A 22185-nucleotide genomic window follows, 5' to 3' on the forward strand; every position below is an offset into this window, starting at 1 on the left:
GCGGACGATGTATAAATTTATTCTTCCAGTTTAAAATCTTTGTAATAAAAATCTTTATCCGCATCTGTTAACTGGCGGATTACCCTGCAGGGATTGCCTGCGGCAAAAACATTATCGGGTATATCGCGGGTTACTACGCTGCCCGAGCCAATTACCACATTCGAACCAATTTTTACGCCAGGGTTAATTATCACGTTGCCACCAATCCAAACGCTGTTGCCAATTGTTATTTCTTGTGCCCATTCGTACTCCTGATCGCGCAGATGCGCATGTATGGGGTGCCCTGCGGTATAAATGGCTACGTTTGGCGCTATAAACACATTGTTGCCGATACTTACCTTGGCACAATCTAAAATAACCAGGTTAAAGTTGGCGTAAAAGTTATCGCCAATTTCAATGTTATAGCCGTAATCGCAACGGAAAGGTGGTTCTACATAAAACATCTTTTCTGTTTTACCAAATAACCTTTTTAGCAGTTCTTTGCGTTGTTTGATAAATTTTGGGGCAAGGTTGTTAAATTCGAAAACAATTTCGCGGGCCTTTAATCTTTCTTTTGCTAATTCTGCATCGCCTGCCTGATAGGCTTTGCCAGCCAGCATTTTTTGTTTTTCGGTAAGTATGTTGTTTTCCATCGGGTATTTTAAATTGATAATTTTGAACGCAATAATAACAAAAACGGGGCTACCGTAATGGATGCCCCGCTGTATTTTAATTTTCAGTACTTTATGGTCTGCCTTTGGCTAGCGCTCTTTCAGCAATTTTTACTGCTTTTTTCTCTCTCCAATGTGCATACTTTTCTTTGAAAGTCATTTTAATCAAGCTATCAATGGCACCGTGTGTAAATAAACTCCAAACACTGGCTACTTTGCGGCTAATCGATTGATCCCAGGCCCTTAAACTTAACGAGAACGAACCATCTACGTATTTCATCCAATGCCACATACCGGTTGGCATAAATAAAGTATCGCCATGCTCTAAGAAAACTTCATATCCTTCAACACCATTTAAAGCAGGGAATTTTTTGAAATCAGGGTTGGCTACATCATAATCTTCTAAAGCGTAAGTTGCATTAGGCAAGCAATATAACCTGTCTTTCCACTTATAATCGAATAAAATGATGTGCTTTCTGCCACCAAAATGAGTGTGGAAAATATGGGGTAAATCGATATCGTAATGCAGGAAAGTTACCGAGTTCGAGCCACCAAAAAACATGGCAGGCATGCTTTCAATAAAGCCACCCATTAAATCTTTCGGGATTTTAATATCGTTAATTAAGCTAGGCACTTTTTTAAACAAATTGAAGAAGAATATCCTCAATTCTGTTGGCTCTCGTTTGATTAAATCAAGGTAATCGCCAAATTTCATGTGTGCTGTAGCGGCATTAATCGGTTTCGATGGATCAGCTTTAGAATTATCGTAAAGCGGAACTTCCAGATCGCCGCCAATTTCTTTTAAATATTCAGTAGTCCATTTTTCTCTTGCAGGCCAGTCTTTAGTAAGGCCCCTGATTACTAACGGACGTTTAGTTTTCAGATAATTTTTCTTAAAATCTTCGGGAGTAATGCTCTCTACGATATCAACTGGTTTTAAAATGAAACTCATGCGCTTAAAATCGGTTATTTGTGCCGAACAACAAATGTGTAAATTTTATTTTATAAAATCGGTGTTCACCATTAAATGTGACTAAAATCACGTAATCTAAATTAGTAAATAGTTAACAATTTCATAACTATACAACTATACTTTGTTTTACGATTTCGCTATGGGCAGCATTCCAGAGGTCTATTCTTTTCTGCAAGGCGTGTTTAGCAGTTTCTTCGGCTGCAGCCCAAAAAGCTTCGTCCTGCTGGCATAATTTCTCTGTCATAGATAGTGCCAAATGGCTGTGGTGATCGCCATCTACCTCAATATGGCGCTCCAGATAGTATTTAAAAACAGAAACCTGATCGGGTTGAGTACTGTTTAAATCGTTAACCATGCTAAAGAACATGTTCGGAATCAGGTCTTCGCGGCCAAAGGTAAAACTTGCCGCCTGCAAATGTGTTTTGCCACTGTTAATGGTTTCGAATGTTGCGTTTACAAAATCTTTTGCTGCAGCTGGTACTTCAGCAATTTCGAAAGCTTCATCAAAACTTTTGCCGTTTTGTAATGCGTTTATAAATGTGTTTATCGGGGTAGTATTGGCACCGCATTGTTCCATGGCATCTAAATAAAGCTCGAAATGGCTTTTAATGTTGCCCCTAGCATCTACATCCGATTCTTCGCCGGCTACGATTTCATTAATCAGTTGCCGGGTAACCGGATCGCCTACCGGAAACCAGGGCAGGGTGGTGCAGGTTAAGTTAATTTGCAAAGCCTTAAGCAGCGACATAAAATCCCACACGGCAAAAATATGGTGCTCCATAAAAATGCGCAGGTCGCTGATTTCGCTAATGGCAGTGTATACCGGATGGTTAATGATTTCCTGCCTTAAAGGCTCAATTTTTTCCTGTATTTTAATAATGTTCGGATGCATGTATAATTGGTGGTGTGGGATGAATGAGTTTGAAATGATTTAAGATCGGATAATTGGATTAGGGAAGGTTAAAAACTGTAGTCAATCATTCAAAACTTTAAAATTCTATCTTCAGTTATTTGGGTAAATTCTTTTCAAGGGCCTTAATGGCTTTTTTAACGGCAAGTTCTTCTTTCCACCGCATATATTTTTCGCGGTAGTTGGCTTTCATAAAGTCGTCAAATTTACGTTGCAGGGTTAAGTTATACAAACTTTTCGCTTTTACCAGCCAGCTTTTATCCCAGGCCCTGAGGCTAATGGAGAAAGAGCCATCCAGATATTTCATCCAGTGCCAGTAACCGGTTGGCATAAATAAGGTATCGCCATGTTCGAGAAACGCTTCTACCCCCTGCACACCTTTTAAAGCCGGAAACTTTTCGAAATCAGGGTTTTCTACATCGTAATCTTCCAGGGCGTAAGTGGCGTAAGGAATCTGGTACAGGCGCTCTTTCCATTTGTAATCGAACAGGATAACATGTTTGCGACCGTTAAAATGCGTATGAAAAATATGTGCCAGATCGATGTCGTAATGTAAAAAGGTTACCGAGCCCTTTCCGCCAAAAAACATATTGGGGTAGCTGTCTAAAAAACCACCCATTAAATCTTTGGGGGCAATGTAATCTTCGAGCAGTTTAGGGGCAAACTTAATCGGGTCGAATAAAAAGATACGTAAATCGGTAGGCGTTTCCTTAATCAGGTCTATGTAATCGCCAAATTTCATTTCAGCCGCCGAGGCATTTATAGGTTTCGATGGGTCTGCTTTGGAACTATCGTAAAGTGGAACTGTTTTATCGCCAACAACGTCTTTCATATAATCCATTGTCCACTTCTCGTAAGCTGGCCATTTCCGGGCCATATTTTTTATTACCAATGGCTTTCTGGGCTTTAGGTAATGTTGCTCGAAATCTGATTTAGAAATGTCTTCAACTACATCTATCGGAGATAAATTGAATTTCATGTTAAATAAGGATTAATGAAGCAAAATTAAATAGTTAAAAAACAGTAAGCATTACAAAACCCAAAACATGAAAAAGAACTGACAATTAATCGAAAAAGGTCAGAAAGTACGCGTGTTTACATAAAAAAACGCCCTTACAATTACGCAAGAACGTTAATTTAGTAATCACACGGGACAGTGTAAATTTTTTAACAAGGATATCTTTCGTGTTAATGCCGGTATATACGATAAAGAAACTGTTGTGGTTTTTAAAAAAAAGTTAAAAGTTAATTATAGGTTAAAGATTTGCTAAATCACTTTTGCTGTTTTTATTTTTTTAGCGAAAACGCCGGGGAAGAAACGTTTTAACCATATCGCTTTTGTTTCTTTACCGCCAATGTAAGCTTCTTCTTTTTTACTGTTTACTGCCTGTACAATTTGTTTTGCGCAGGCTTCGGCCGTCATGGCTTTTTCATGTGCATCGCCCATAATATTCAGGGTATTTCCATCGCCGGTTAGTGCATTGTAGGTTACATTGGTTTTGATAAAGCCCGGACAAATAATGGAGATATCAATATTTTGTTCGTACACTTCCGAACGGAGCGAATCGAAATAGCCATGTAAAGCGTGTTTTGAAGCCGAATAGGCTGATCGCAGTTTGGTGCCAAATTTTCCTACCAGACTGCTAATCACCACAATTTGGCCACCGCCATTGGCAATCATTGAAGGTAAAACGGCTTTGCTGAGCTGCACTGTACCCCAAAAATTGGTATTCATGATTTGCTGCTCGGTTTGTAAGGTGGTTTCCAGTGCCAGTCCGCGTTGGCTTACCCCTCCGCTGTTGATGAGCAGGTCAATTTTCCCGAAAATGCGGATGGCATCTGTGGCTTTACTTTCCAGTGTTTTGGTTTCGCTTAAATCGAAAGGCAACACGTGCACATTAAACGAATTTTGGCAGTTTCCTTTTACACGGAACAATTCATCACGGTTTCTTCCCGAAATAATCAGTTTATTACCCGCTTTAAAATATTCGTAAACCAGCGCTTCGCCAATACCGGATGATGCGCCTGTAATCCATACAATTTTTGACATTTTTTTAAATTATTGATTGAAAGAATGGTTTCTGGCCACGCTTACTTAATTTTCTACTATAAATAATTCCGAAGCAATGTGATCGGCAAAGAGCTTTCCTGTTTCAGTTAACCGGATTTTAGTTCCTTCGTGTTCCAGCCAATCTTTACCCTCGAAATTTTTAAGGTTGTATTGGGTTTCTTCTAAAAAATCTTTTCCAAAATCAGCATTTATTTTTTCAAGATCTGTTCCCCACATTGTTCGTAACGAGGTCATCATATATTCGTTAAACCTATCGTTCAGGCTAAGTTCTTCTATAATTTCGGGCAGTTTGTTAGCTGCCAGTGTTTCTATAAACAAGGCATTGTTTGCCGGGTTCATGTAACGGTTCTGTCCGTCAAAACCATGAGCCGATGGGCCAATGCCAATGTAATCGACACCTCTCCAGTAATTGGTGTTGTGCACCGCATAATGGCCGGGTTTGGCAAAATTAGAAATTTCGTAATGCTCGAATCCGGCTTTAACCAGCTTATCCATCAAAATTACAAATTGGGCAGCACTTTGGTTATCGCTTACCGGAGTCTGTTTTTTGTTTTTAATGGCGTGCGCCAGGGCGGTCCGGGGTTCAACAGTTAAGGCGTAGGCTGAAATATGTGGAACCTCCAGCGTAATCGCTTTTTGGATGTTGCTCATCCACTTCTGATCGGTTAAGAGGGGGTAACCGTAAATCAAATCGAGTGTCAGGTTTTCAAATCCTGCATCCTGACTTCTCCTGATGCAATCTTCGGCTTCCATGGCTTTGTGTGCACGGTTCATCCAGATCAGGTCTTCATCGAAAAAAGACTGTATGCCCACACTAAAGCGGTTAACCGGCAATTGTTTCAGCTCTTTTAACTTCTGTGCGGTTAAATCATCGGGATTGGTTTCGATAGTAATTTCTGCATCAGCATCGACCGAAAAGGTATGGTTAATGGTATCGAAAATCTTTTGGAGGGCTGCTTGCGGTAGGATGGAAGGGGTACCTCCACCCAGGTATATGCTACCTACCTGAGCACTGATGCGATTTTTCTTTAGCTTAATTTCCTTACAAATAGCCTCAACCATGTCATCGGCATATTTTAGCGATGTACTGAAATGAAAATCGCAGTAGTGACAGGCCTTTTTACAGAAAGGAATATGGATATAGATACCAGACATTGCTGCAAAGATAATGAAGTTAGTTTTGCTTTAGTGTCATATTTGGATGGCCTATCCATTGCAAAATGAAATAAGCATTGTTTGGTTTATACTTTTTATTCGTTAAACCAATTATTTTATTTAGGTAAACCATGATTATTCAATTACTTTTGCAACCTTAAGTTTTGATTTACAGCATGCCGAAATTTATTTTCATTTTGTTTGCGTTTTTATGTTCTGCAAATTTTGTAGCAGGGCAGCAAATTCCTGTACAAACAGATAGCACTGTTGTAAATCAGATTCAGTACAGGAGATACCGGCCCGATTCGGCTACATTGGCCAGACAACGTTTTGTAACCGATTCTGTTATGCGCCATACCTGGGTGTTGGCTGATAGCCAGATCAATAAAAATGCCCTGACCGATACCATCGAAAAAGAATATCTTTTCCCAAAGCTGGATTTACTGGCCTGGCAAAAAAAATATCAGCAGTTTAAGAAAAAGGCAAATCCGTATCAGTTAGGCACTAAAATACCCAAGGGCAATGTAGGTTTGCTGGGTTTTATTTTTGGCATGCTCATTATTTTTGCAGTATTAAAAAACGCATTTTCCAAGCAGCTGTCGGCTATTGTGCAATCGTTTTTTAGCAATCGGATTTTAAATAACATCAATAAAGAAGATAACCTGTTTAGTTCCTGGCCATTTTTGCTGCTTTTTGTGCAATTTGGCTTCGTATTCGGGATGTTCTTTTTTCTGGTGGCCCAGTGGAATGATATGTACCAGGCCAAAGATGGTTTTAAATTTTTCTTTAGCATATCCATTACCATTATTGTTTTTTATGCACTGAAACTGGTGATTCTGCGTTTTCTGGGCTATCTGTTTAATGTACAGAAACCTGTGGGCGAATACATCTCTATTTTATACCTCAGTTATTTCAACGCATCGCTGCTTTTTATCCCGCTTGTTATTGCATTTGCACTTACCCCGCTTAAATACGGCGAAGTATATATTGGGTTGGCATTCTTGCTGTTAGGCATCATTTTTGCGTTTCAGTTATTAAGGGCGGGTATAACGATACTTTCTAATAATAAGTTTTCTAGAATGCATTTAATTTTGTACTTTTGCGCCCTCGAAATATGTCCTATCCTAATACTAATTAAAACGATAGGACTGTAGCAGGAAAAAGGAAAATGCAAGAAAAGAACGACTCTAGAATCCGCAAAGTAAAAAGTATTTTGGTTACTTTACCAAAACCTGAAACTGAAAAATCTCCTTATTACGATTTGGCAAAAAAGCACAACCTAAAAGTCGATTTTAGGTCATTCATCCATGTTGAAGGCGTACCTGCCCGCGACTTTAGGAAGGATAAAGTGAACCTGGCCGATTTTACTGCGGTAATTTTTACCAGCCGTAACGCAGCGGATCATTTTTTCAGGATCTGTGAAGAAATGCGTTACGAAGTGCCGGCAGAACTAAAATATTTCTGTCTGTCTGAAACCATTGCGCTATATCTTCAGAAATATATCCAGTACAGAAAACGCAAAATCTTTTTTGGCAAACAAACTGCAGCTGATTTAGCTGAAGTGCTTAAAAAGCATGCGAATGAGAAGTTTTTATACCCTTGTTCTGACGTAGCCACTGAAGATACCATGAAGTTTTTGGAAAAAAGTGGCTATAACTTTACGCCTGCGGTTTTATTCAGGACTGTAGTGAGTGATTTATCTGATCTTGCAGAGGTGTTTTATGATGTGATTGCCTTTTTCAGTCCATCAAGTATTCAGTCGTTATTTAAAAATTTCCCCGATTTTAAACAAAATAATACGCGGATTGCAGCCTTCGGTACCAATACCAGTAAAGCTTGTACCGATATGGATCTTATTGTAGATATTGCTGCACCAACTCCAGGTGTGCCATCTATGACCATGGCCATAGAGAACTATATCAAAATATCTAATAAATAATACATTTGTTAATTTATTTTAAGTCAACACAATAAATGCGTAACTTTGCTGTTATTAAGAGAGTTACGCATTTTCTGTGGGCAAAGTGTTAGGGGGGAGTAGGCAGTTAATCTAAGTTTAATTGCTTTCGCGTAATGATTTAATGTAAAATATTTGCTTTTGTTGATAATTTCAGTGATTTTTGATAAAATTGCTCCCTTATCGTGCTTTGCACACTATAAAAAATATGAAGAAAATTTACCTTCTAACTATTGTAGGTATATCATTAATGTTAGCAAGTTGCGGCCATGGAGGCCAAGGCGAACTGGTTGGTGCATATAACCGGAAATTTAAAAACGATAGGATCCCGTTAGGAATGGTATATATTCCACCAGGGCATACGCCACTGGGAGGATCTGACGAGGATATCACTTTCTCTCAGAATGGGCCAAGCAGAATGGTAACCATTAGTGCATTCTTCATGGATCAGACCGAAATCTCAAATGCAGAATATCGTCAGTTTACCAACTGGGTGCGCGATTCTATTGCCATTGCCATGATGGGTAACCCACAACAGTTTATGATGACACCCAAAGGAAATGCAGCGGCGGCTGTTGGTGGCGATAAATTTATCGATTGGAAAAAGGTTGGTCCAAATGGTGCAAATATCTGGCGTAACAAGGGCAGAGGTGGTGCAGGTGCACAAGCTAGTCAGCTTGATGGTATGTATTATTCGGGCTTAGATGCCCTTCCAGGCAAGAAAGAATTTGATGTGCGTAAGTTTGAGTATACCTACGCTGAGTTAAATATGGAGAAAGCGGCACTAGGTCACAAAGATCCAAACAGCAAACGTCAGGATTATATAGACCGTTATACTGTTGCCATTTATCCTGATACCATGGTTTGGAAAACAGACTATTCTTATTCTCAGAACGATCCAATGGTTCGCGGTTATTACAATCACCCCTCTTATGATGATTATCCGGTAGTTGGCGTAAGCTGGGAGCAGGCTAAGGCTTTCTCTCACTGGAGAACCAAATTGTATGATGGCGTAGCTACAGCACGTAAATTGCCTGTAGGATCGCGTTCTGATTACCGTTTACCAGCAGAAACGGAGTTCGAATATGCCGCAAGAGGCGGTAACACCAAAACCAAATACCCTTGGGGCGGTCCGTACATCAGAAATACAAAAGGATGTTTACAAGCCAACTTTAAACCAGGTCGCGGCGATTACTCGAGCGATGGTGGTATTTATACAGTTGGCGTGAAATCTTATTTTCCTAACGATTATGGCTTATACAACATGGCCGGAAACGTATCGGAATGGACCATAACCGCTTACAACAAGGGCGCAAGTCCGTTATTGCACGATTTGAACCCTAATTTTACTTACGATGCAGGTGCTGCAGACAGCAAATACAAAAAGCGTAAAGTAGTAAAAGGCGGTTCGTGGAAAGATACAGGTTACTTTTTACAGAATGCTGTAGCAACTTACGAATATCAGGATACCCAACGGTCGTACATTGGTTTCAGATGCGTTTCATCTTATCCAGGTACCGATTTAAGACGTTAAACCAAACAAACTAAAAACTAAAGAAAAACATCAAAATTTTATGGCAGCAAAAAAACAACCAGGCTGGTTACACGTAGCGATTTCATGGGGAGCAAGTATTGTAATTATTGGAGCGTTATTTAAAATTCTACACATTGGTGGAATTGTAGGTAACTACATGATTGGGCTTGGTCTTGGCGTTGAGGCATTTCTGTTCTTTTTAACCGGTTTCTTCCCACCAGAACCAGAACCAGCATGGGAAAGAGTTTATCCGGAATTAAGAGCCGATTTTGATGGCGAATTACCAAAAGCTTCTGCAAGACCGGTAGCCGCAGTAGGATCTTCGAACACTGCTGCTTTAGATAAAATGTTATCTGACGCTAAAATTGGTCCTGAATTGATTGAAAGCTTAGGTACAGGTTTACGTACGTTTGGTGATAAAGTAGCAACCATTTCAAATGTTGCAGATGCTTCTACTGCTACTAATGAGTTTACAGGTAAAGTTAAAACGGCATCAGCCGGATTTGATAGCTTAAGTGCCTCTTTCGAAAAAGCTACTGCGAATTTGAAAGCAATGGGCGAAAGCAATGTAGATTCGCAGGCTTATCACGATCAGGTGAATAACTTAGCTAAAAACTTATCGGCATTAAATGCTGTTTACGAATTGGAATTACAGGATTCGAGCGCGCATTTAAAATCGATGAATAAATTCTATTCAAACTTATCATTAACCATGCAGAACTTTAACGAATCGATGGAAGATTCGAAACAGTTTAAAGAAGAGGTGAACAAGTTGGCTAAAAACTTATCATCACTTAATGCAATTTATGGCAATATGTTATCGGCTATGAACAGCCCACGTGTATAATTTGTTTAGTTTTTAATTTTTAAAGAAAAGCTACATCAAACATGGCAGGCGGAAAAGAAACAACAAGGCAGCGGATGATCAATATCATGTATTTGGTATTGTTGGCCATGCTTGCCTTAAACGTATCAGATACCATTTTAGATGCATTCAAAAATATCAATGATAGTTTGGATACTTCTAAAAATAACGTAAATACCAGCATCAACCAGTTATTTTCTGCTTTCGAAAACTCGAAACTGAAAGAGGAGCCGGCCCGTGCACAGCCTATTTACGAAAAGGCTCAGCAAGCTAAGGCAGCTGCCGATGAGTTGAATAACTACATTGATGGTATTAAAAAACAATTTACACAGGCAGGCGATGGAATTGATCCTGAAACCGGCGACCTGGTAAACAGATCAAATCAGGATATTGCGCAAAATATCATGATTAATAAAAAAGAGGCTGATAAATTAAAAGCCAAGATTAATGCTACACGCGAAAAATTAATCTCTTTATTAGATCCTGCAGACAGAGCAAATGTTTCATTTTCTTTGGAAGCTAAAGATCCTGAAAGAAAAAGAAAGGGAAACTGGCAGGAAACTTATTTTGGTGAAGGTACGCCTTTAACCGCGGCAATGACGGTTTTAACCAAATTGCAGGCAGATACCAAAAATGCTGAAGCAGAAGTGGTGAAAAAGTTATTCGGTAACATGGATAAAGCACAGGTAAACCTGGATCAGTTTGCAGCAGTTGCGGTAGCACCTACTTCATACGTAATTCAAGGTCAACCTTATACTGCCGAAGTATTTTTAACTGCAAGCGATTCGAGATCAACTCCTGATATTACGGTAAACGGAAATAAACTTTCGATCAAAGATGGTAAAGGAACGTATACCGGCGGAACAGGTAGTGTTGGTCAGTTTACCTGGGTAGGTACTATTCGCGTTCGTCAAACTGATGGTACTGTAAAAGAATACAAAACACAACCACAATCTTATCAGGTGGCAAAACCATCAGCATCGGTTGCATCAACCAAATTGAATGTAATTTATGCAGGTATCCCGAATCCATTTACGGTTTCGGCAGCAGGTTTTCCATTAGAGAGTATTAAAGCCTCTATTTCTGGTGGATCAATGTCGGGTAGCAACGGAAATTATAATGTTAACGTACCAGGTAGCCTTGTAGGTTCAGAGGTATCTGTTAATGTATCAGCTAACAACGCTGGCAAAACAGTGAGTTTAGGCTCGCAAAAATTCAGGGTTAAAGGTATTCCAACTCCTGTTGCTAAAGTTGGTGGCCGTGCAGGTGGCGATGTGGCCTCAGTACAGTTAAAAAGCGAAACCGAAATTGAAGCCGATTTGGATGATTTCCCTTTCGATGTTAAGTTTAAGATACAGCGTTATAAAGTAACCATTATTAAACCACGTTCGGATGCGGTTACAATTGCCGCTAGTGGTGGCAGTTTTGCTGGTGCCGTAAAAGGTGCTATTAATTCGGTTACTCCTGGTACAAGAGTATTTTTTGAAGATATTGTTTCTATAGGCCCTGATGGTCGTCAGAAAATTTTACCTTCATTAGCATTTAGTGTTAAATAAGAAGAAGATGAAAAGGATTTTAAGTATTGCTGTTTTAGTGTTGTTAACTGCGTTTGCTTTTGCACAGAAAAAGCCGACTAAGTTAGCACCCAAAAAGCCTGCACCTGTTGCGGCTGCTCCTGTAGTAGATACGGTGAAAGCTCCGGTTAAAACAGTGAAGAAAAAACTTAAGGTACCACCAAAAGATGGTTTCTATGCCCGTAAGGATATTGATAGTACCGAAATGGTGCCTTTGGCCGATGTGAGGGAGGAAGATGTGTTTTACGCAAAACGGATCTGGAGAGAAATCGACTTGCGTGATACGGTTAACTCACCTTTAAGATCGCCAAAATCAAGATTAATTGATGTATTGGTATCTGCCATTAAAACCGGCGAATTAACCGCTTATTCGCCAATTGATAGTGCTTTGAATGAGGATGATGCATTTAACAACCCAATGACTCCTGATTCAGCTGCAAAATCGGCTTTAGGAACAGCTGAGGTTTCGAACAATAAAACAGGTACCGTTACTACTGTGGTGAACGATTTTAACCCTGATTTGTTTTTAAAATTCAGAATCAAAGAAGACTGGATTTTCGATACCAAGCGTTCTATTTTCGAACCGCGTATTGTAGGTATAGCACCTTTAAAATTCAACGAGGTTTCTAAACAATGGCAACCTGTATTCTGGGTCTATTACACAGAAGCTAGAGAGCTGTTAACCAAAAAACGTTTAATTAACACCAATAACGATGCTTCTAACTTAAGTTTCGACGATTTCTTTATCCGTCGTTTATTTAGCAGCTATATTGTTAAAGAATCAAACCCTGGTGATAACAAAATCAGAGATATCATTACTGATCCAAGAGAAAGACTTTACGAATCGGAAAGGATTAAAAAATCTGTTCTTGATTACGAACAAGGTCTTTGGGAATACTAAGCATGCAAAAGGCTCTGATGAAAATCAGAGCCTTTTTGTTTTTTGTTACCGTCATCCTGATCCGATAGCTATCGGATTTCTGCCCGGCCGGTCAGACGGGTATTTCAGGGTCTCTCAATAATAATTAATGAACCTTACCCATAACAAAAAGAGCGATAACCTACACCGGTTACCGCTCTTCTTATTAAATTCAACCTATTACTGGTTATCCGTAACGGCTTCAATTGCATTTTGTACTGCTACCGGTACATTTGATAAAAGATCGTAACCTGTTGCAGATTCTATTGCATTAACTGTGGTGCGGTAAGTTTTCCAATTGGTATTTAAACCGTTTGTATTGGGCATGTTTACCGTAATTACTCTGGTAGATGAAGTTACACGGCTTAAATCGTTATTTCCATTAGGCAATACTACAATTACTTTCCAGGTATTAGAAGGAACATTTATACGGCCATTATCAATGGTATAGGTAATGCCTCCGTTACTTCCGGTACCGCCCGAACCATAAGAACCACAAATCACATAAACTTCATTACCTGCAGTTACCAGTGAGCGGGTGTAATTTTCAAGATCAGCCCATGGTCCCTGGTTATTATTGGGCGCTTGTGGCATCATATTGCTCATTAAGAAGGTAGAAGAATTTGCAGCAACCGAAGCGGTTCTATCAGCCGATGGGCAATTGTGACCACGATCAAAACCTGAGCCTGAGTAGCTGCTGCTCGATACCTGGTACCAGCCTGAAGGTAATGTACTGTCTGATCTGAAATCATCCTGGCGTGGGGTAGAACCTAAATCGGCCGAACCAATGTGCCAGCTTACCCAATTTGGTGTACCTCTGCTTTTGCTGTAAGAACTGCTGTAATAAGTACGCTCCATCAGGTAATTTTCAGGATAAGTAATACTGGCAACAGCATTACTCGGATTGCCCATTAAAAGGTGACTATCATCACCAGGTGTAGTTGGCGGGGTGGTTGTTCCGTCGCCAGTTGAAATACTGAAATCATCGATGTTAATACGGGCGGTGCCACCACTGATTTTGCGGATCTGGAAACGTACATTTCCTGAAATGGCGGTGTTAAAGGTAGCGGTTGTTAAGCTTGTGGAACTACTGGTAATGGTGCTACCCGATTGTTGCCAGCTCGAACCACCATTGGTAGAGTACCAGAGTTGCCAGGTACTGTTTGCATCGGTACCGTATTTGGCGTGAGCAATGGTTACTACGTCGGCTCCGTTTACATCAAAATTCATGCTTACAATACCTGTGTTGCGGATCCGTACCGATTGGCTACCATTTTTGGCATCTGCGGCGAGGTTTCCAATAAGGGCATCGTTAAGGCTCCAGCTTCCGCTGCTTAAAGTTACCGAGGCAGTGGCATAACTTCCTTTGCTTCCCGATTCGAAAGTTTCCGGAAAACCTGCGGTTACAGTCTGTACACTTGCAGTAGCCGCTTTAGTGTTTATTTTTTGTTCAAAAGTGCTGCTTTCGGGTGTCAGCTGATTTTCTTTTTTACAGGCCGACAGGCCCAGGCATAGCATTGCCAGTAAGCTTAATTTTTTTAATGCTTTCATGTGTAATTTTGGGATTATTTAGTGGATGGGATTAATTTAAGTCTCTACAGCAAAAGTTTCGATCGCTAAACAGCTACCATCAGGCAGGTAACCCGTAATAATTATTGGAACCTTGCTACTGCCTTCTACACGTGTAACTTGTATATCGGATAGATTTTGCCTGATGAAGTTGTGTAACTCCGTTATTTTTCGTGCATTTTCTACCATTGGCGCATCAGCTGCATCTACCTTGGAGGTAATGTGGTTAAAAAAGGCTGATTGGTCTACTTGTTTTAAATTGGATAAGGCAGATTGGTAGCGGGAGGCTATTTCTTGCTGTAATGCAGCCGAGGGAATTTTGCCCCAATCAGACACCTTAAAGGGACTTTCCGATTCGCTAAAATACAGTACGCCTAATAAAAGTTTGGTAATTGTGGTTAGGATGTTGTTACTCATGTAAATAGGGATGGATGTTTACTTGTATTAACAACCCTAAATTATTGAGAAAATAGTTAAGCTTTACGCAATCCAGATTAATTTAGTGTTAATCTTTTTACGATCATGTCTGTTGTGGTTTACATTATGGATTTAGACCTCTTTAAAGTGGCTCAACAAAGTTTGCACCTGCTTTTTGTTTAGTACTTCTGCAAGTTGTTTCTCGGTAGCTTCTTTAATCTTTTTCACCGATTTAAAATGCGTAAGTAATTTATCGGCAGTGGTTTTACCAATACCTTCAATTTGCTCTAACTCGGTTTTGAGCGTACCCTGGTCGCGTTTTTTACGGTGGAAGGTAATCCCAAATCTGTGGGCTTCATCACGCAGCTGCTGAATTACTTTTAAGGTTTCTGATTTTTTATCCAGGTAGAGTGGAAATGAATCGCCCGGATAGAATAATTCTTCCAGGCGTTTGGCAATACCGATAACGGTTACCCGTTTTTCTATCCCCAATTGTTTTAAACTCTTCATTGCCGATGAAAGCTGACCCTTACCGCCGTCAATGATGATGAGTTGGGGCAAAGTCTGGTTTTCATCCAGCATGCGCCTGTAACGACGGAAAACGGCTTCCTCCATGGTGGCAAAATCGTTGGGCCCTTCTACCGTTTTAACGTTAAAGTGCCTGTAATCTTTTTTCGATGGTTTGGCATCCTTAAATACCACAATGGCCGAAACCGGATATTTGCCCTGGAAATTGGAGTTATCGAAACATTCGATATGCTTGGGCAGCTGCGTTAAGCGCAGGTCCTTTTGCATGGTGGTTAAAATGCGGTCGGTACGTAAATCAGGGTTTAGCTTTTCGTACTGGTTTAACTTTTCCTTTTTAAAGAAAAGCACATTCTTTTGCGAAAGCTCTAGAAGCTTTTTCTTTTCTCCCAGTTTCGGTACTGTAAAACGCAGGCTTTCATCTTCCAGCGAAGGTTCGAATGGAACAATAATTTCTTTCGAAGTGCTGTTAAACTTGCTTCTGAAATCAAGCATGGCGAGGGTCATGATTTCGTCGTCGCTTTCATCCAGTTGCTTTTTAACCTCAATGGTTTGCGTCTGGATAATGGTACCGTTCATTACCTTCAGGTAGTTCACAAAAGCATAGCGCTCATCTGATGCGATGCTCACCACATCCACATTGGTGATGGCACTGTTTACTACGGTCGATTTGCTTTGATATTTTTCTAAAACCTCTAATCTGCGGGCATATTGATGCGCCAGTTCAAAGTTTAAGTCTTCGGCTGCCGTTTTTATCGTCGATTTCACCTCACGGATTACGTTGCCGATCTTGCCATTGAGGATTTCCTTAATTTCTGCAATGTTTTTATCGTAATCGCTTTCAGTCTGGTATGCCTGGCAAGGTCCTTTGCAGTTGCCAATCTGATATTCAAGGCAAACTTTAAATTTCCCTTCAGCAATATTTTTATCGTTTAATGGCAGATTGCAGGTGCGTAAAGCATAGGTTTCCTTAATCAGGTCCAATATCGTGTGCATCATGCCTATTGAACCGTAGGGGCCAAAATAGGTCGAACCATCTTTAATTACTTTTCTGGTCCAGTAAATGCGAGGGTAGTGCTCATTTTTAACAATAATCCACGGATAGGTTTTATCATCCTTTAAATTAATGTTGAATTTGGGTTGGTGCTTTTTAATTAAGCTGTTTTCGAGCAGCCAGGCATCAATTTCGGTATCAACAATGGTAAAGGTAATTTTTCTGATCTTCGAAACCAATACCCGGGTTTTGCCGTTAAACTGATTTTTATCGCTGTTAAAATAAGAGCCCACCCGATTGCGCAGGTCTTTCGCCTTTCCAATGTACATTAACTTGCCATCGGCATCCCAATATTGGTACACACCCGGTTTATGCGGTATAGCGGTTAATGCTGTTTTATGGTCGAAACTGCTCATTAATTACAAAAATAAGATTCAAAAAGGGAAATCCTTATCTAAACGGATAATGATTTAATGTTGTTTAAAAGAATTTGGGCGTGCCCCTAAGCTGCGCAAAGGGTCAGGCTATCCGTTACAATCTTTTGTTACCCTCCGCTTCGCTTCAGGCACAACAAAAGGATTTTCACTGCTATCCTTCACGCAATCGCAAGTGTATTAAAACCCTAACTTCTTATCTAGCTCTGTTGTGCCTTCTTCCTGCTGCTGGTATTGGTTACAATCGTAGGTAATCGATACGCCGCTTTTTGGTGCTTCAAAATCTGCCCGGCCAATCTTCAACGCCGGATTGGCATATACCCGTTTAATAAAGCCGGCAAAAATAGGTAAGGCAGTATTGGCACCCTCACCCTGATTAGTACTGATAAAATGGAAAGCACGGTCCTCGCAGCCAGTCCATATACCGGTTACCAGTTGTGGAGTAATGGCCATAAACCAACCATCAGAGTTATTTTGTGTGGTACCGGTTTTTGCACCAATTGGTGCATTTACACCATATTTATAACTTAATCGCGATCCTGTTCCGTTAGCAACCACGCCTTTAAGCATTCTGGTCATCACATAGGCAACCTCTTCGCTCATAATTGGCTTTGGTATTTCTTTCTGAGAAAATAACACCACCCCATTTTTATCTTCTATTCTTAACAGGTAAATGGGTTTGGTATAAGTGCCTTTATTGGCAAATGCGCCGTAAGCACCAACCATGTTGTAAATAGACGAATCGAAGGTACCCAAACAAATTGAAGGAAATGCCGGAACATTCGGGATACCCATTTTAGTAGCCAGCGTTGATACGGCAACCGGACCAACCTGTTTCATTAAATAGGCGGTAACATAGTTTTGCGAATAAGCAAGTGCCTTTTGTAAGGTAATGCTGCCTTCTAAAGGTTTTCCTGAGTTTCTTGGTGTCCACGGATCGCCGTAACCTTCTATGGTAACCGGAACGTTAGGTACAGTATAACAAGGAGAATAACCATTTTCAATGGCTACCGCGTAAGTGAAAGGTTTAGCGGTTGAACCCACCTGACGGGTACCCATTTTAACCTGATCGTATTTAAAATGCTCGTAATTGATACCACCTACCCAGGCTTTAACGTGGCCGTTGGTTGGGTCCATGGTCATCATGGCATTACGCAACAGCATTTTATAATAACGTACCGAGTCAATCGGCTTCATTACCGTATCGATATTACCCTTCCAGGTAAAAATGGTCATTTCTGTTTTGGTGTTGAAATCTTGCGTAATCTCTTCATCCGATTTCCCTTCAAGCTTTAAAGATTTATACCGGTCTGACCTTTTAATACCCTGCTCAATCTGCAAAGCTTTATCTTTGAAAGGGTTACGACCTTTCCAGCTGGCGATAAACTGCGCCTGCAAAATCTTCATGTATTCTTTTTGCGCCTCCTCTGCATATACCTGCATATCGTAATTCAACGTGGTATAAATTTTAAGTCCGTCGCGGTCTAAATCATAAGGCGTACCATCTGGCTTCGTAATCGATTGTTCCTGGAAGATAGTTTTGATATCGTTTTTAAGCACCGTACGGAAATAAGGCGCAATACCATCATTTACAGTAGCAGCGTTGAAATGCAGGTTTAGAGGTTTATCTTTTTGTTCTTCAAATTCCTGCTGGGTTAAAAGGTCAGATTTTACCATCATGGCCATTACCGTATTTCTACGATCGCGCGAACGCTCAGGGTGGCGGGTAGGAGAGTACATGGTAATCCCCTTTTGCATACCCACTAAGGTAGCAGCCTGCGTTAGGGTTAATTTATCGGGTGTAGTGTTAAAATAAACCCTTGCAGCCGATTTAATACCATAAGCCTGGTTACCAAAATCGACCGTATTTAAATACATGGTAATAATTTCTTCTTTGGTATAGTTACGCTCGAGTTTAACAGCAACAATCCATTCTTTAAATTTGGTTAGCACCAGCGAGAAGAAATTTAAATTCGATTCGCGGGGGAAAAGGTTTTTAGCCAATTGCTGTGTAATGGTACTGGCACCTTGTTTTTTACCAATTAAATTATAGCCGATAATGCTAAAAGTACGCTTGAAATCGATACCTGAGTGATCTTTGAAACGGGTATCTTCAGTTGCGATTAAGCCATTAATTACGTTTTCAGAAATGTCTTTATACGTAACGTTTGATCTGTTTTGTACAAAATAAGTTCCAATCGGGCGACCATCTTCGGCAATAATTTCTGATGCCTGGTTGCTTTTCGGGTGTTCAATATCCCTGAAAGAAGGTAGTGCGCCAAAAAGGCCAAAACCAATCATGGAGATGAAAATGGCAAAGAGGGCTATTCCACCAACCAATAATTTCCAGATCATTAAACTATATCTTCTTGTATCTTGTGCAGAAAGGGATTTATTCATTTTGTGCTATAATTTTCCAAAACCATCACAAAAGGAGGTTTGGATGCAAATTTATTAATTTTTTAGAGAACCAAATTTAAGCTATGAAAGTTTGGCAATTCTAAGACCTAACACTAAGTGCATTTAAGCTTTTTTACCACCTAAGATATTTAAGCGCATATAAGCTTTGGTCTTTCTGCTTTAGTCTTTCAGCTTTTTCACCACCTAAGACATTCAAGCGCATATAAGCTTTGGTCTTTCTGCTTTAGTCTTTCAGCTTTTTTACCACCTAAGACATTTAAGGGCATTTAAGCTTTGGTCTTTCGGCTCCTGATCCTCGGACCTCCGACTTTCGGACTTCGGTCTTTTTCACCACCTCAGACATTTAAGAACATCCAAGCTTTAGTCTTTTGTCTTTCAGCTTTAGTCTTTTCGCTTACTTATAATTGTCTTTTAAAAACTCCAGGTATTCATTAATGCGTTGTCTGTCAGTTAGCTTTTCGAAATTTTCTTTACTGATGATAAAGCCTTTATACAGGTTAGCTGGTACTTTCATAATATTTTTTAACTGGCCAACAATGCTCGACTCGTAAAGTTTGGCATCTTCCAAATCGATAAAACTGGTTACATAAATCAACTGATCGTTATCAAGCTCTACCAATTTATGTACCAAATCATTGTCAGGATAGTTACCCCGGTTAAACTGACCTAAACCAAATCGCGATGAACTTAAGGTTAAAGTAGCATCGGCCACATCAATTACATAATAATACTCTTCTGATTTTGCTGCACTGAAAATGCTGGCAGGTTTGTTTACATCAGCAGGTTTAACCTCAACTGGTTTGGCTATTTTGGGCTCAGCAGTCTTTACGGTAGCGTTTTCGGTTACCAAAGGTTTATTTTCAACAGGTGTTGGATTAGCCTGACTTACAAAGCGTGGTGCATTTGGATCGAAATCGATTAGCGCAACAGGTCTTTGCTTAAATTCTTCCAGATTGGCTTCAATGTATTTCAGGTGGTCGCGCACCAATGGCGTAATAATTTTATCGTTAGGGTAAAGAGTGGTAATGAGGTTAAATTGGGTAAGTAAGGAATCTACTTTAGCAGTACGACCAATAGCAATGGCTTTTAAATAAGCATACTGAGGTGCAAAATCATTTTCTGGAAATGCACTGATGTTATCGTTTACCTGTTTTACCACATTTGGATAATCCTTCTTCGCATAGGTATCAAAAGCCACGTTGTAATTGTTAATGGCTATGTTTTCCAGCTGACTTTGTTTAGCAGAATACGAGGGATCTAATATGGTTTTCGCAAAATTAGATTCAGGGAATTTTTTCAGTACCAATTGTTTGTATTCTTCCGATTTTGCTTCGTCAACACCTTTATAATTCAGGTATAAACTATAGTACATGGCAACCAGGTGATTATTTTCCGGATATCTTTTCAGCAATTCCAGGTATATTTTATTGGCTTCTGCTTTGTCGCCCAGTTCCTGCTGGTAAAAGCTGGCAATTTCAAAATAGGCATCAATAATTTTTTGATTAGAGGCCGTCAGCAACTCGGGAGTGGTTGGTAGGCCATCCAGAAATTGTTTCTCTAAAGAAGTTTGGTCTGCTGCTGCCAGATTGCTTCCCCCATTTGCGGGTGTTATACCTGTGGCTACATTTCCGCCTGCCAGCACCGAATTGGTTTCCTGTGCCGATGAACGCACGCTCTGTCTCCAGTTATCTTCCAGCTGTCTGTTGCCCCATCGTTTTTTAAAATCGCCAAAACCTGCACTTATAGCGGCGTTGTTGCTGAAATAAAAAGTGCTACCGGCCGCAGTTTTGGGTGTATTTAAAGATTGGTTAGGAAAATCGGGATCATTTAAAAACTGATTGTTGATGACACCTCCGGTATTGGCAACTTCGACCTTTGGTGTTAAATAAGCTTTAACCTTCGCCTCGCGCTCGCCTGCAGGCAGCTTGGCTATGGTTTGCGCAGTATCTTCTTTGGCTATAAGTGTATAACGATCTGTTAAGTATTGCAAGTTATTTGCCTTTTTAACAATCGCATCGTAATCAGGGAAGTTTTTAGGCAAAATCATTACGGTACTATCGTAATAACGCTTTGCCTTAATATAATCGTTAAATTCTTTAAAGTTTAAATCAGCAATTCTTAAATAGGATAATGCCTTTTGATTTTGGTTTCGGGTACTGGTTTGTACCGATTTGTTATAATATTCAGCAGCTTTTACAAAGTTTCCTTCTGCCGACAGGAGCTCGCCTACCTGATAATAAATCTGATCGGTATAATCGGTGTTCTTATCATCTTTTAATAAAGCTAAAAGCTGTTGCTCCTTGTTTAATTTTTCGCCGCTTAATAATGCCTTTAATTTAATCCGGTTTAAATTGGCATGAAAATACATCTCAAAAGGGGCATTGCTTTTTTCTACACGTGTAAAGTTGGCATAGGCATCGGTAATGTTTTTTTCTTTCTCCTGCAATTGGGCCAGGATAAACTGCCAGCGGATGCGTAGTTGTTTTTCTTCTGCACGTTCAATAGCCGATTCGAGAAAAAGGATAGCCTCTTTGTTCCGTTTTTGGTAAATGCGCATCTGTGCCGCAGTGGCCAATGGCTCTGCAATATCTTTCTTCAGCTCGTCGCAGGCACGAAGCATCGTATCAATTATTTTATCGGCCAATACCATGTTGTTCAGCTGCATCTGGCTACGGGCTTTCCAGTTCATGGCCATGATAAAGGTTTTTAAATCGCTGCTGTAGGTTTTTGCAGTATAATCGAAATATTCTGCTGCGATAAAATAATTGCCTTTTAAATAATTGGCCTTGCCCAAGAGCATGTAGGCATCATCGATATAATTGCTGAAACTTTTTTCGTTAATAATGGTCTGGCTTTTGGTAATCACCTCATCCAATTGTTTATTGGCCACACCAGGTGTAAGTACCAGATTTACCTGAGGCTCTGGATCGAGGTATACCGGGAGTATTTTTTCGTAGTTATCGGTATAACTTTGCAGTAAACTCTCGTTATATTCGGTTAATAAAACATTTGAGTTATAAATATAGTTATATCTTGCCGTCAGGTTCTGAAATCTTCGGTCAACGGCTGTATCCTTGTTTGCCACACAGCCATATATAAAAAGGAGGCTGAAAATGAAGAGGAGAGTATGTAAGTTTCTGCTAGCGTAATTTTTCAAGTATGGTAGATATCTTTAGTTCAACATATAAACAAATTGTAAGCCAAATTATTATCGGCT

The 22185-nt window shown here is 40.0% G+C and carries 17 protein-coding genes; 6 read left to right on the top strand and 11 right to left on the bottom strand.

Features of this window, described 5'->3' with window-relative positions:
• Positions 1-17 precede the first annotated feature (17 nt).
• The 6 genes from BLR37_RS04810 to hemW form a co-directional block, all read right to left on the bottom strand.
• Positions 18-632 (bottom strand): sugar O-acetyltransferase, encoded by a 615-nt coding sequence (locus BLR37_RS04810; protein ID WP_244154597.1) that lies wholly within the window; start codon positions 630-632, stop codon positions 18-20.
• Positions 633-723: 91 nt separating this feature from the next.
• On the bottom strand, positions 724-1602 hold the full coding sequence (locus BLR37_RS04815) for a cupin-like domain-containing protein (RefSeq protein ID WP_039471330.1): 879 nt from the start codon (positions 1600-1602) through the stop codon (positions 724-726).
• Positions 1603-1729: 127 nt separating this feature from the next.
• Complete coding sequence (locus tag BLR37_RS04820; protein WP_090765323.1) at positions 1730-2515, bottom strand: DUF3050 domain-containing protein; 786 nt, start codon at positions 2513-2515, stop codon at positions 1730-1732.
• A 115-nt stretch (positions 2516-2630) separates the two neighbouring features.
• A complete protein-coding gene (locus BLR37_RS04825; RefSeq protein ID WP_090765326.1) occupies positions 2631-3512 on the bottom strand; it encodes a cupin-like domain-containing protein in 882 nt (293 codons plus the stop codon).
• A 288-nt stretch (positions 3513-3800) separates the two neighbouring features.
• On the bottom strand, positions 3801-4583 hold the full coding sequence (locus BLR37_RS04830) for an SDR family oxidoreductase (RefSeq protein WP_090765329.1): 783 nt from the start codon (positions 4581-4583) through the stop codon (positions 3801-3803).
• A gap of 45 nt (positions 4584-4628) precedes the next feature.
• The gene (gene hemW / locus BLR37_RS04835) at positions 4629-5759 is read right to left on the bottom strand and encodes a radical SAM family heme chaperone HemW (protein ID WP_090765332.1); all 1131 of its coding nucleotides are present in this window, start codon (positions 5757-5759) and stop codon (positions 4629-4631) included.
• Positions 5760-5935: 176 nt separating this feature from the next.
• Here hemW and BLR37_RS04840 point away from each other — a divergent pair, with 176 nt between their 5' ends.
• The 6 genes from BLR37_RS04840 (at position 5936) to porN (ending at position 12590) form a co-directional block, all read left to right on the top strand.
• Positions 5936-6913: a DUF4271 domain-containing protein gene (locus BLR37_RS04840; protein ID WP_090765335.1), complete on the top strand. Its 978-nt coding sequence runs from the start codon at positions 5936-5938 to the stop codon at positions 6911-6913.
• Positions 6914-6927: 14 nt separating this feature from the next.
• Positions 6928-7698 (top strand): uroporphyrinogen-III synthase, encoded by a 771-nt coding sequence (locus BLR37_RS04845; RefSeq protein ID WP_039471348.1) that lies wholly within the window; start codon positions 6928-6930, stop codon positions 7696-7698.
• A 226-nt stretch (positions 7699-7924) separates the two neighbouring features.
• Positions 7925-9250: a T9SS ring complex lipoprotein PorK/GldK gene (porK, locus tag BLR37_RS04850; protein ID WP_090765339.1), complete on the top strand. Its 1326-nt coding sequence runs from the start codon at positions 7925-7927 to the stop codon at positions 9248-9250.
• Positions 9251-9290: 40 nt separating this feature from the next.
• Positions 9291-10097 carry a type IX secretion system motor protein PorL/GldL gene (porL, locus tag BLR37_RS04855; RefSeq protein ID WP_090765342.1) on the top strand — a complete coding sequence of 269 codons (807 nt, stop codon included), beginning with the start codon at positions 9291-9293 and terminating at the stop codon, positions 10095-10097.
• A 41-nt stretch (positions 10098-10138) separates the two neighbouring features.
• Positions 10139-11671 carry a type IX secretion system motor protein PorM/GldM gene (gene porM / locus BLR37_RS04860; RefSeq protein ID WP_090765345.1) on the top strand — a complete coding sequence of 511 codons (1533 nt, stop codon included), beginning with the start codon at positions 10139-10141 and terminating at the stop codon, positions 11669-11671.
• Between the two features lie 7 nt (positions 11672-11678).
• Positions 11679-12590 carry a type IX secretion system ring subunit PorN/GldN gene (gene porN / locus BLR37_RS04865; RefSeq protein WP_039471357.1) on the top strand — a complete coding sequence of 304 codons (912 nt, stop codon included), beginning with the start codon at positions 11679-11681 and terminating at the stop codon, positions 12588-12590.
• Between the two features lie 198 nt (positions 12591-12788).
• Here the strand turns inward: porN and BLR37_RS04870 are convergent, their stop codons facing one another.
• The 5 genes from BLR37_RS04870 to porW all read right to left on the bottom strand — a co-directional run bounded on the left by BLR37_RS04870 (position 12789) and on the right by porW (position 22125).
• The gene (locus BLR37_RS04870) at positions 12789-14159 is read right to left on the bottom strand and encodes a DNA/RNA non-specific endonuclease (protein WP_090765347.1); all 1371 of its coding nucleotides are present in this window, start codon (positions 14157-14159) and stop codon (positions 12789-12791) included.
• A 36-nt stretch (positions 14160-14195) separates the two neighbouring features.
• Positions 14196-14594, bottom strand: a complete 399-nt coding sequence (locus BLR37_RS04875) for a nuclease A inhibitor family protein (RefSeq protein WP_090765350.1) — start codon at positions 14592-14594, stop codon at positions 14196-14198.
• 132 nt (positions 14595-14726) lie between these two features.
• The gene (gene uvrC, locus BLR37_RS04880) at positions 14727-16529 is read right to left on the bottom strand and encodes an excinuclease ABC subunit UvrC (protein WP_090765353.1); all 1803 of its coding nucleotides are present in this window, start codon (positions 16527-16529) and stop codon (positions 14727-14729) included.
• Positions 16530-16727: 198 nt separating this feature from the next.
• Positions 16728-18947 carry a transglycosylase domain-containing protein gene (locus BLR37_RS04885; protein ID WP_090765356.1) on the bottom strand — a complete coding sequence of 740 codons (2220 nt, stop codon included), beginning with the start codon at positions 18945-18947 and terminating at the stop codon, positions 16728-16730.
• A gap of 415 nt (positions 18948-19362) precedes the next feature.
• A complete protein-coding gene (gene porW / locus BLR37_RS04890) occupies positions 19363-22125 on the bottom strand; it encodes a type IX secretion system periplasmic lipoprotein PorW/SprE (RefSeq protein WP_090765359.1) in 2763 nt (920 codons plus the stop codon).
• Positions 22126-22185: the final 60 nt, after the last annotated feature.

Source organism: Pedobacter soli, from assembly GCF_900101435.1.
GTDB lineage: Bacteria > Bacteroidota > Bacteroidia > Sphingobacteriales > Sphingobacteriaceae > Pedobacter > Pedobacter soli.

Bases quoted from the DNA above. Each gene is read 5' to 3' on its own strand.
- porM (WP_090765345.1), top strand. From the start codon at position 10,139: ATGGCAGGCGGAAAAGAAACAACAAGGCAGCGGATGATCAATATCATG.
- porN (WP_039471357.1), top strand. From the start codon at position 11,679: ATGAAAAGGATTTTAAGTATTGCTGTTTTAGTGTTGTTAACTGCGTTT.
- BLR37_RS04840 (WP_090765335.1), top strand. From the start codon at position 5,936: ATGCCGAAATTTATTTTCATTTTGTTTGCGTTTTTATGTTCTGCAAAT.
- BLR37_RS04845 (WP_039471348.1), top strand. From the start codon at position 6,928: ATGCAAGAAAAGAACGACTCTAGAATCCGCAAAGTAAAAAGTATTTTG.
- BLR37_RS04870 (WP_090765347.1), bottom strand. From the start codon at position 14,159: ATGAAAGCATTAAAAAAATTAAGCTTACTGGCAATGCTATGCCTGGGC.
- BLR37_RS04810 (WP_244154597.1), bottom strand. From the start codon at position 632: ATGGAAAACAACATACTTACCGAAAAACAAAAAATGCTGGCTGGCAAA.
- BLR37_RS04885 (WP_090765356.1), bottom strand. From the start codon at position 18,947: ATGAATAAATCCCTTTCTGCACAAGATACAAGAAGATATAGTTTAATG.
- BLR37_RS04830 (WP_090765329.1), bottom strand. From the start codon at position 4,583: ATGTCAAAAATTGTATGGATTACAGGCGCATCATCCGGTATTGGCGAA.
- porK (WP_090765339.1), top strand. From the start codon at position 7,925: ATGAAGAAAATTTACCTTCTAACTATTGTAGGTATATCATTAATGTTA.
- BLR37_RS04825 (WP_090765326.1), bottom strand. From the start codon at position 3,512: ATGAAATTCAATTTATCTCCGATAGATGTAGTTGAAGACATTTCTAAA.
- hemW (WP_090765332.1), bottom strand. From the start codon at position 5,759: ATGTCTGGTATCTATATCCATATTCCTTTCTGTAAAAAGGCCTGTCAC.
- BLR37_RS04820 (WP_090765323.1), bottom strand. From the start codon at position 2,515: ATGCATCCGAACATTATTAAAATACAGGAAAAAATTGAGCCTTTAAGG.
- porL (WP_090765342.1), top strand. From the start codon at position 9,291: ATGGCAGCAAAAAAACAACCAGGCTGGTTACACGTAGCGATTTCATGG.
- uvrC (WP_090765353.1), bottom strand. From the start codon at position 16,529: ATGAGCAGTTTCGACCATAAAACAGCATTAACCGCTATACCGCATAAA.
- BLR37_RS04875 (WP_090765350.1), bottom strand. From the start codon at position 14,594: ATGAGTAACAACATCCTAACCACAATTACCAAACTTTTATTAGGCGTA.
- BLR37_RS04815 (WP_039471330.1), bottom strand. From the start codon at position 1,602: ATGAGTTTCATTTTAAAACCAGTTGATATCGTAGAGAGCATTACTCCC.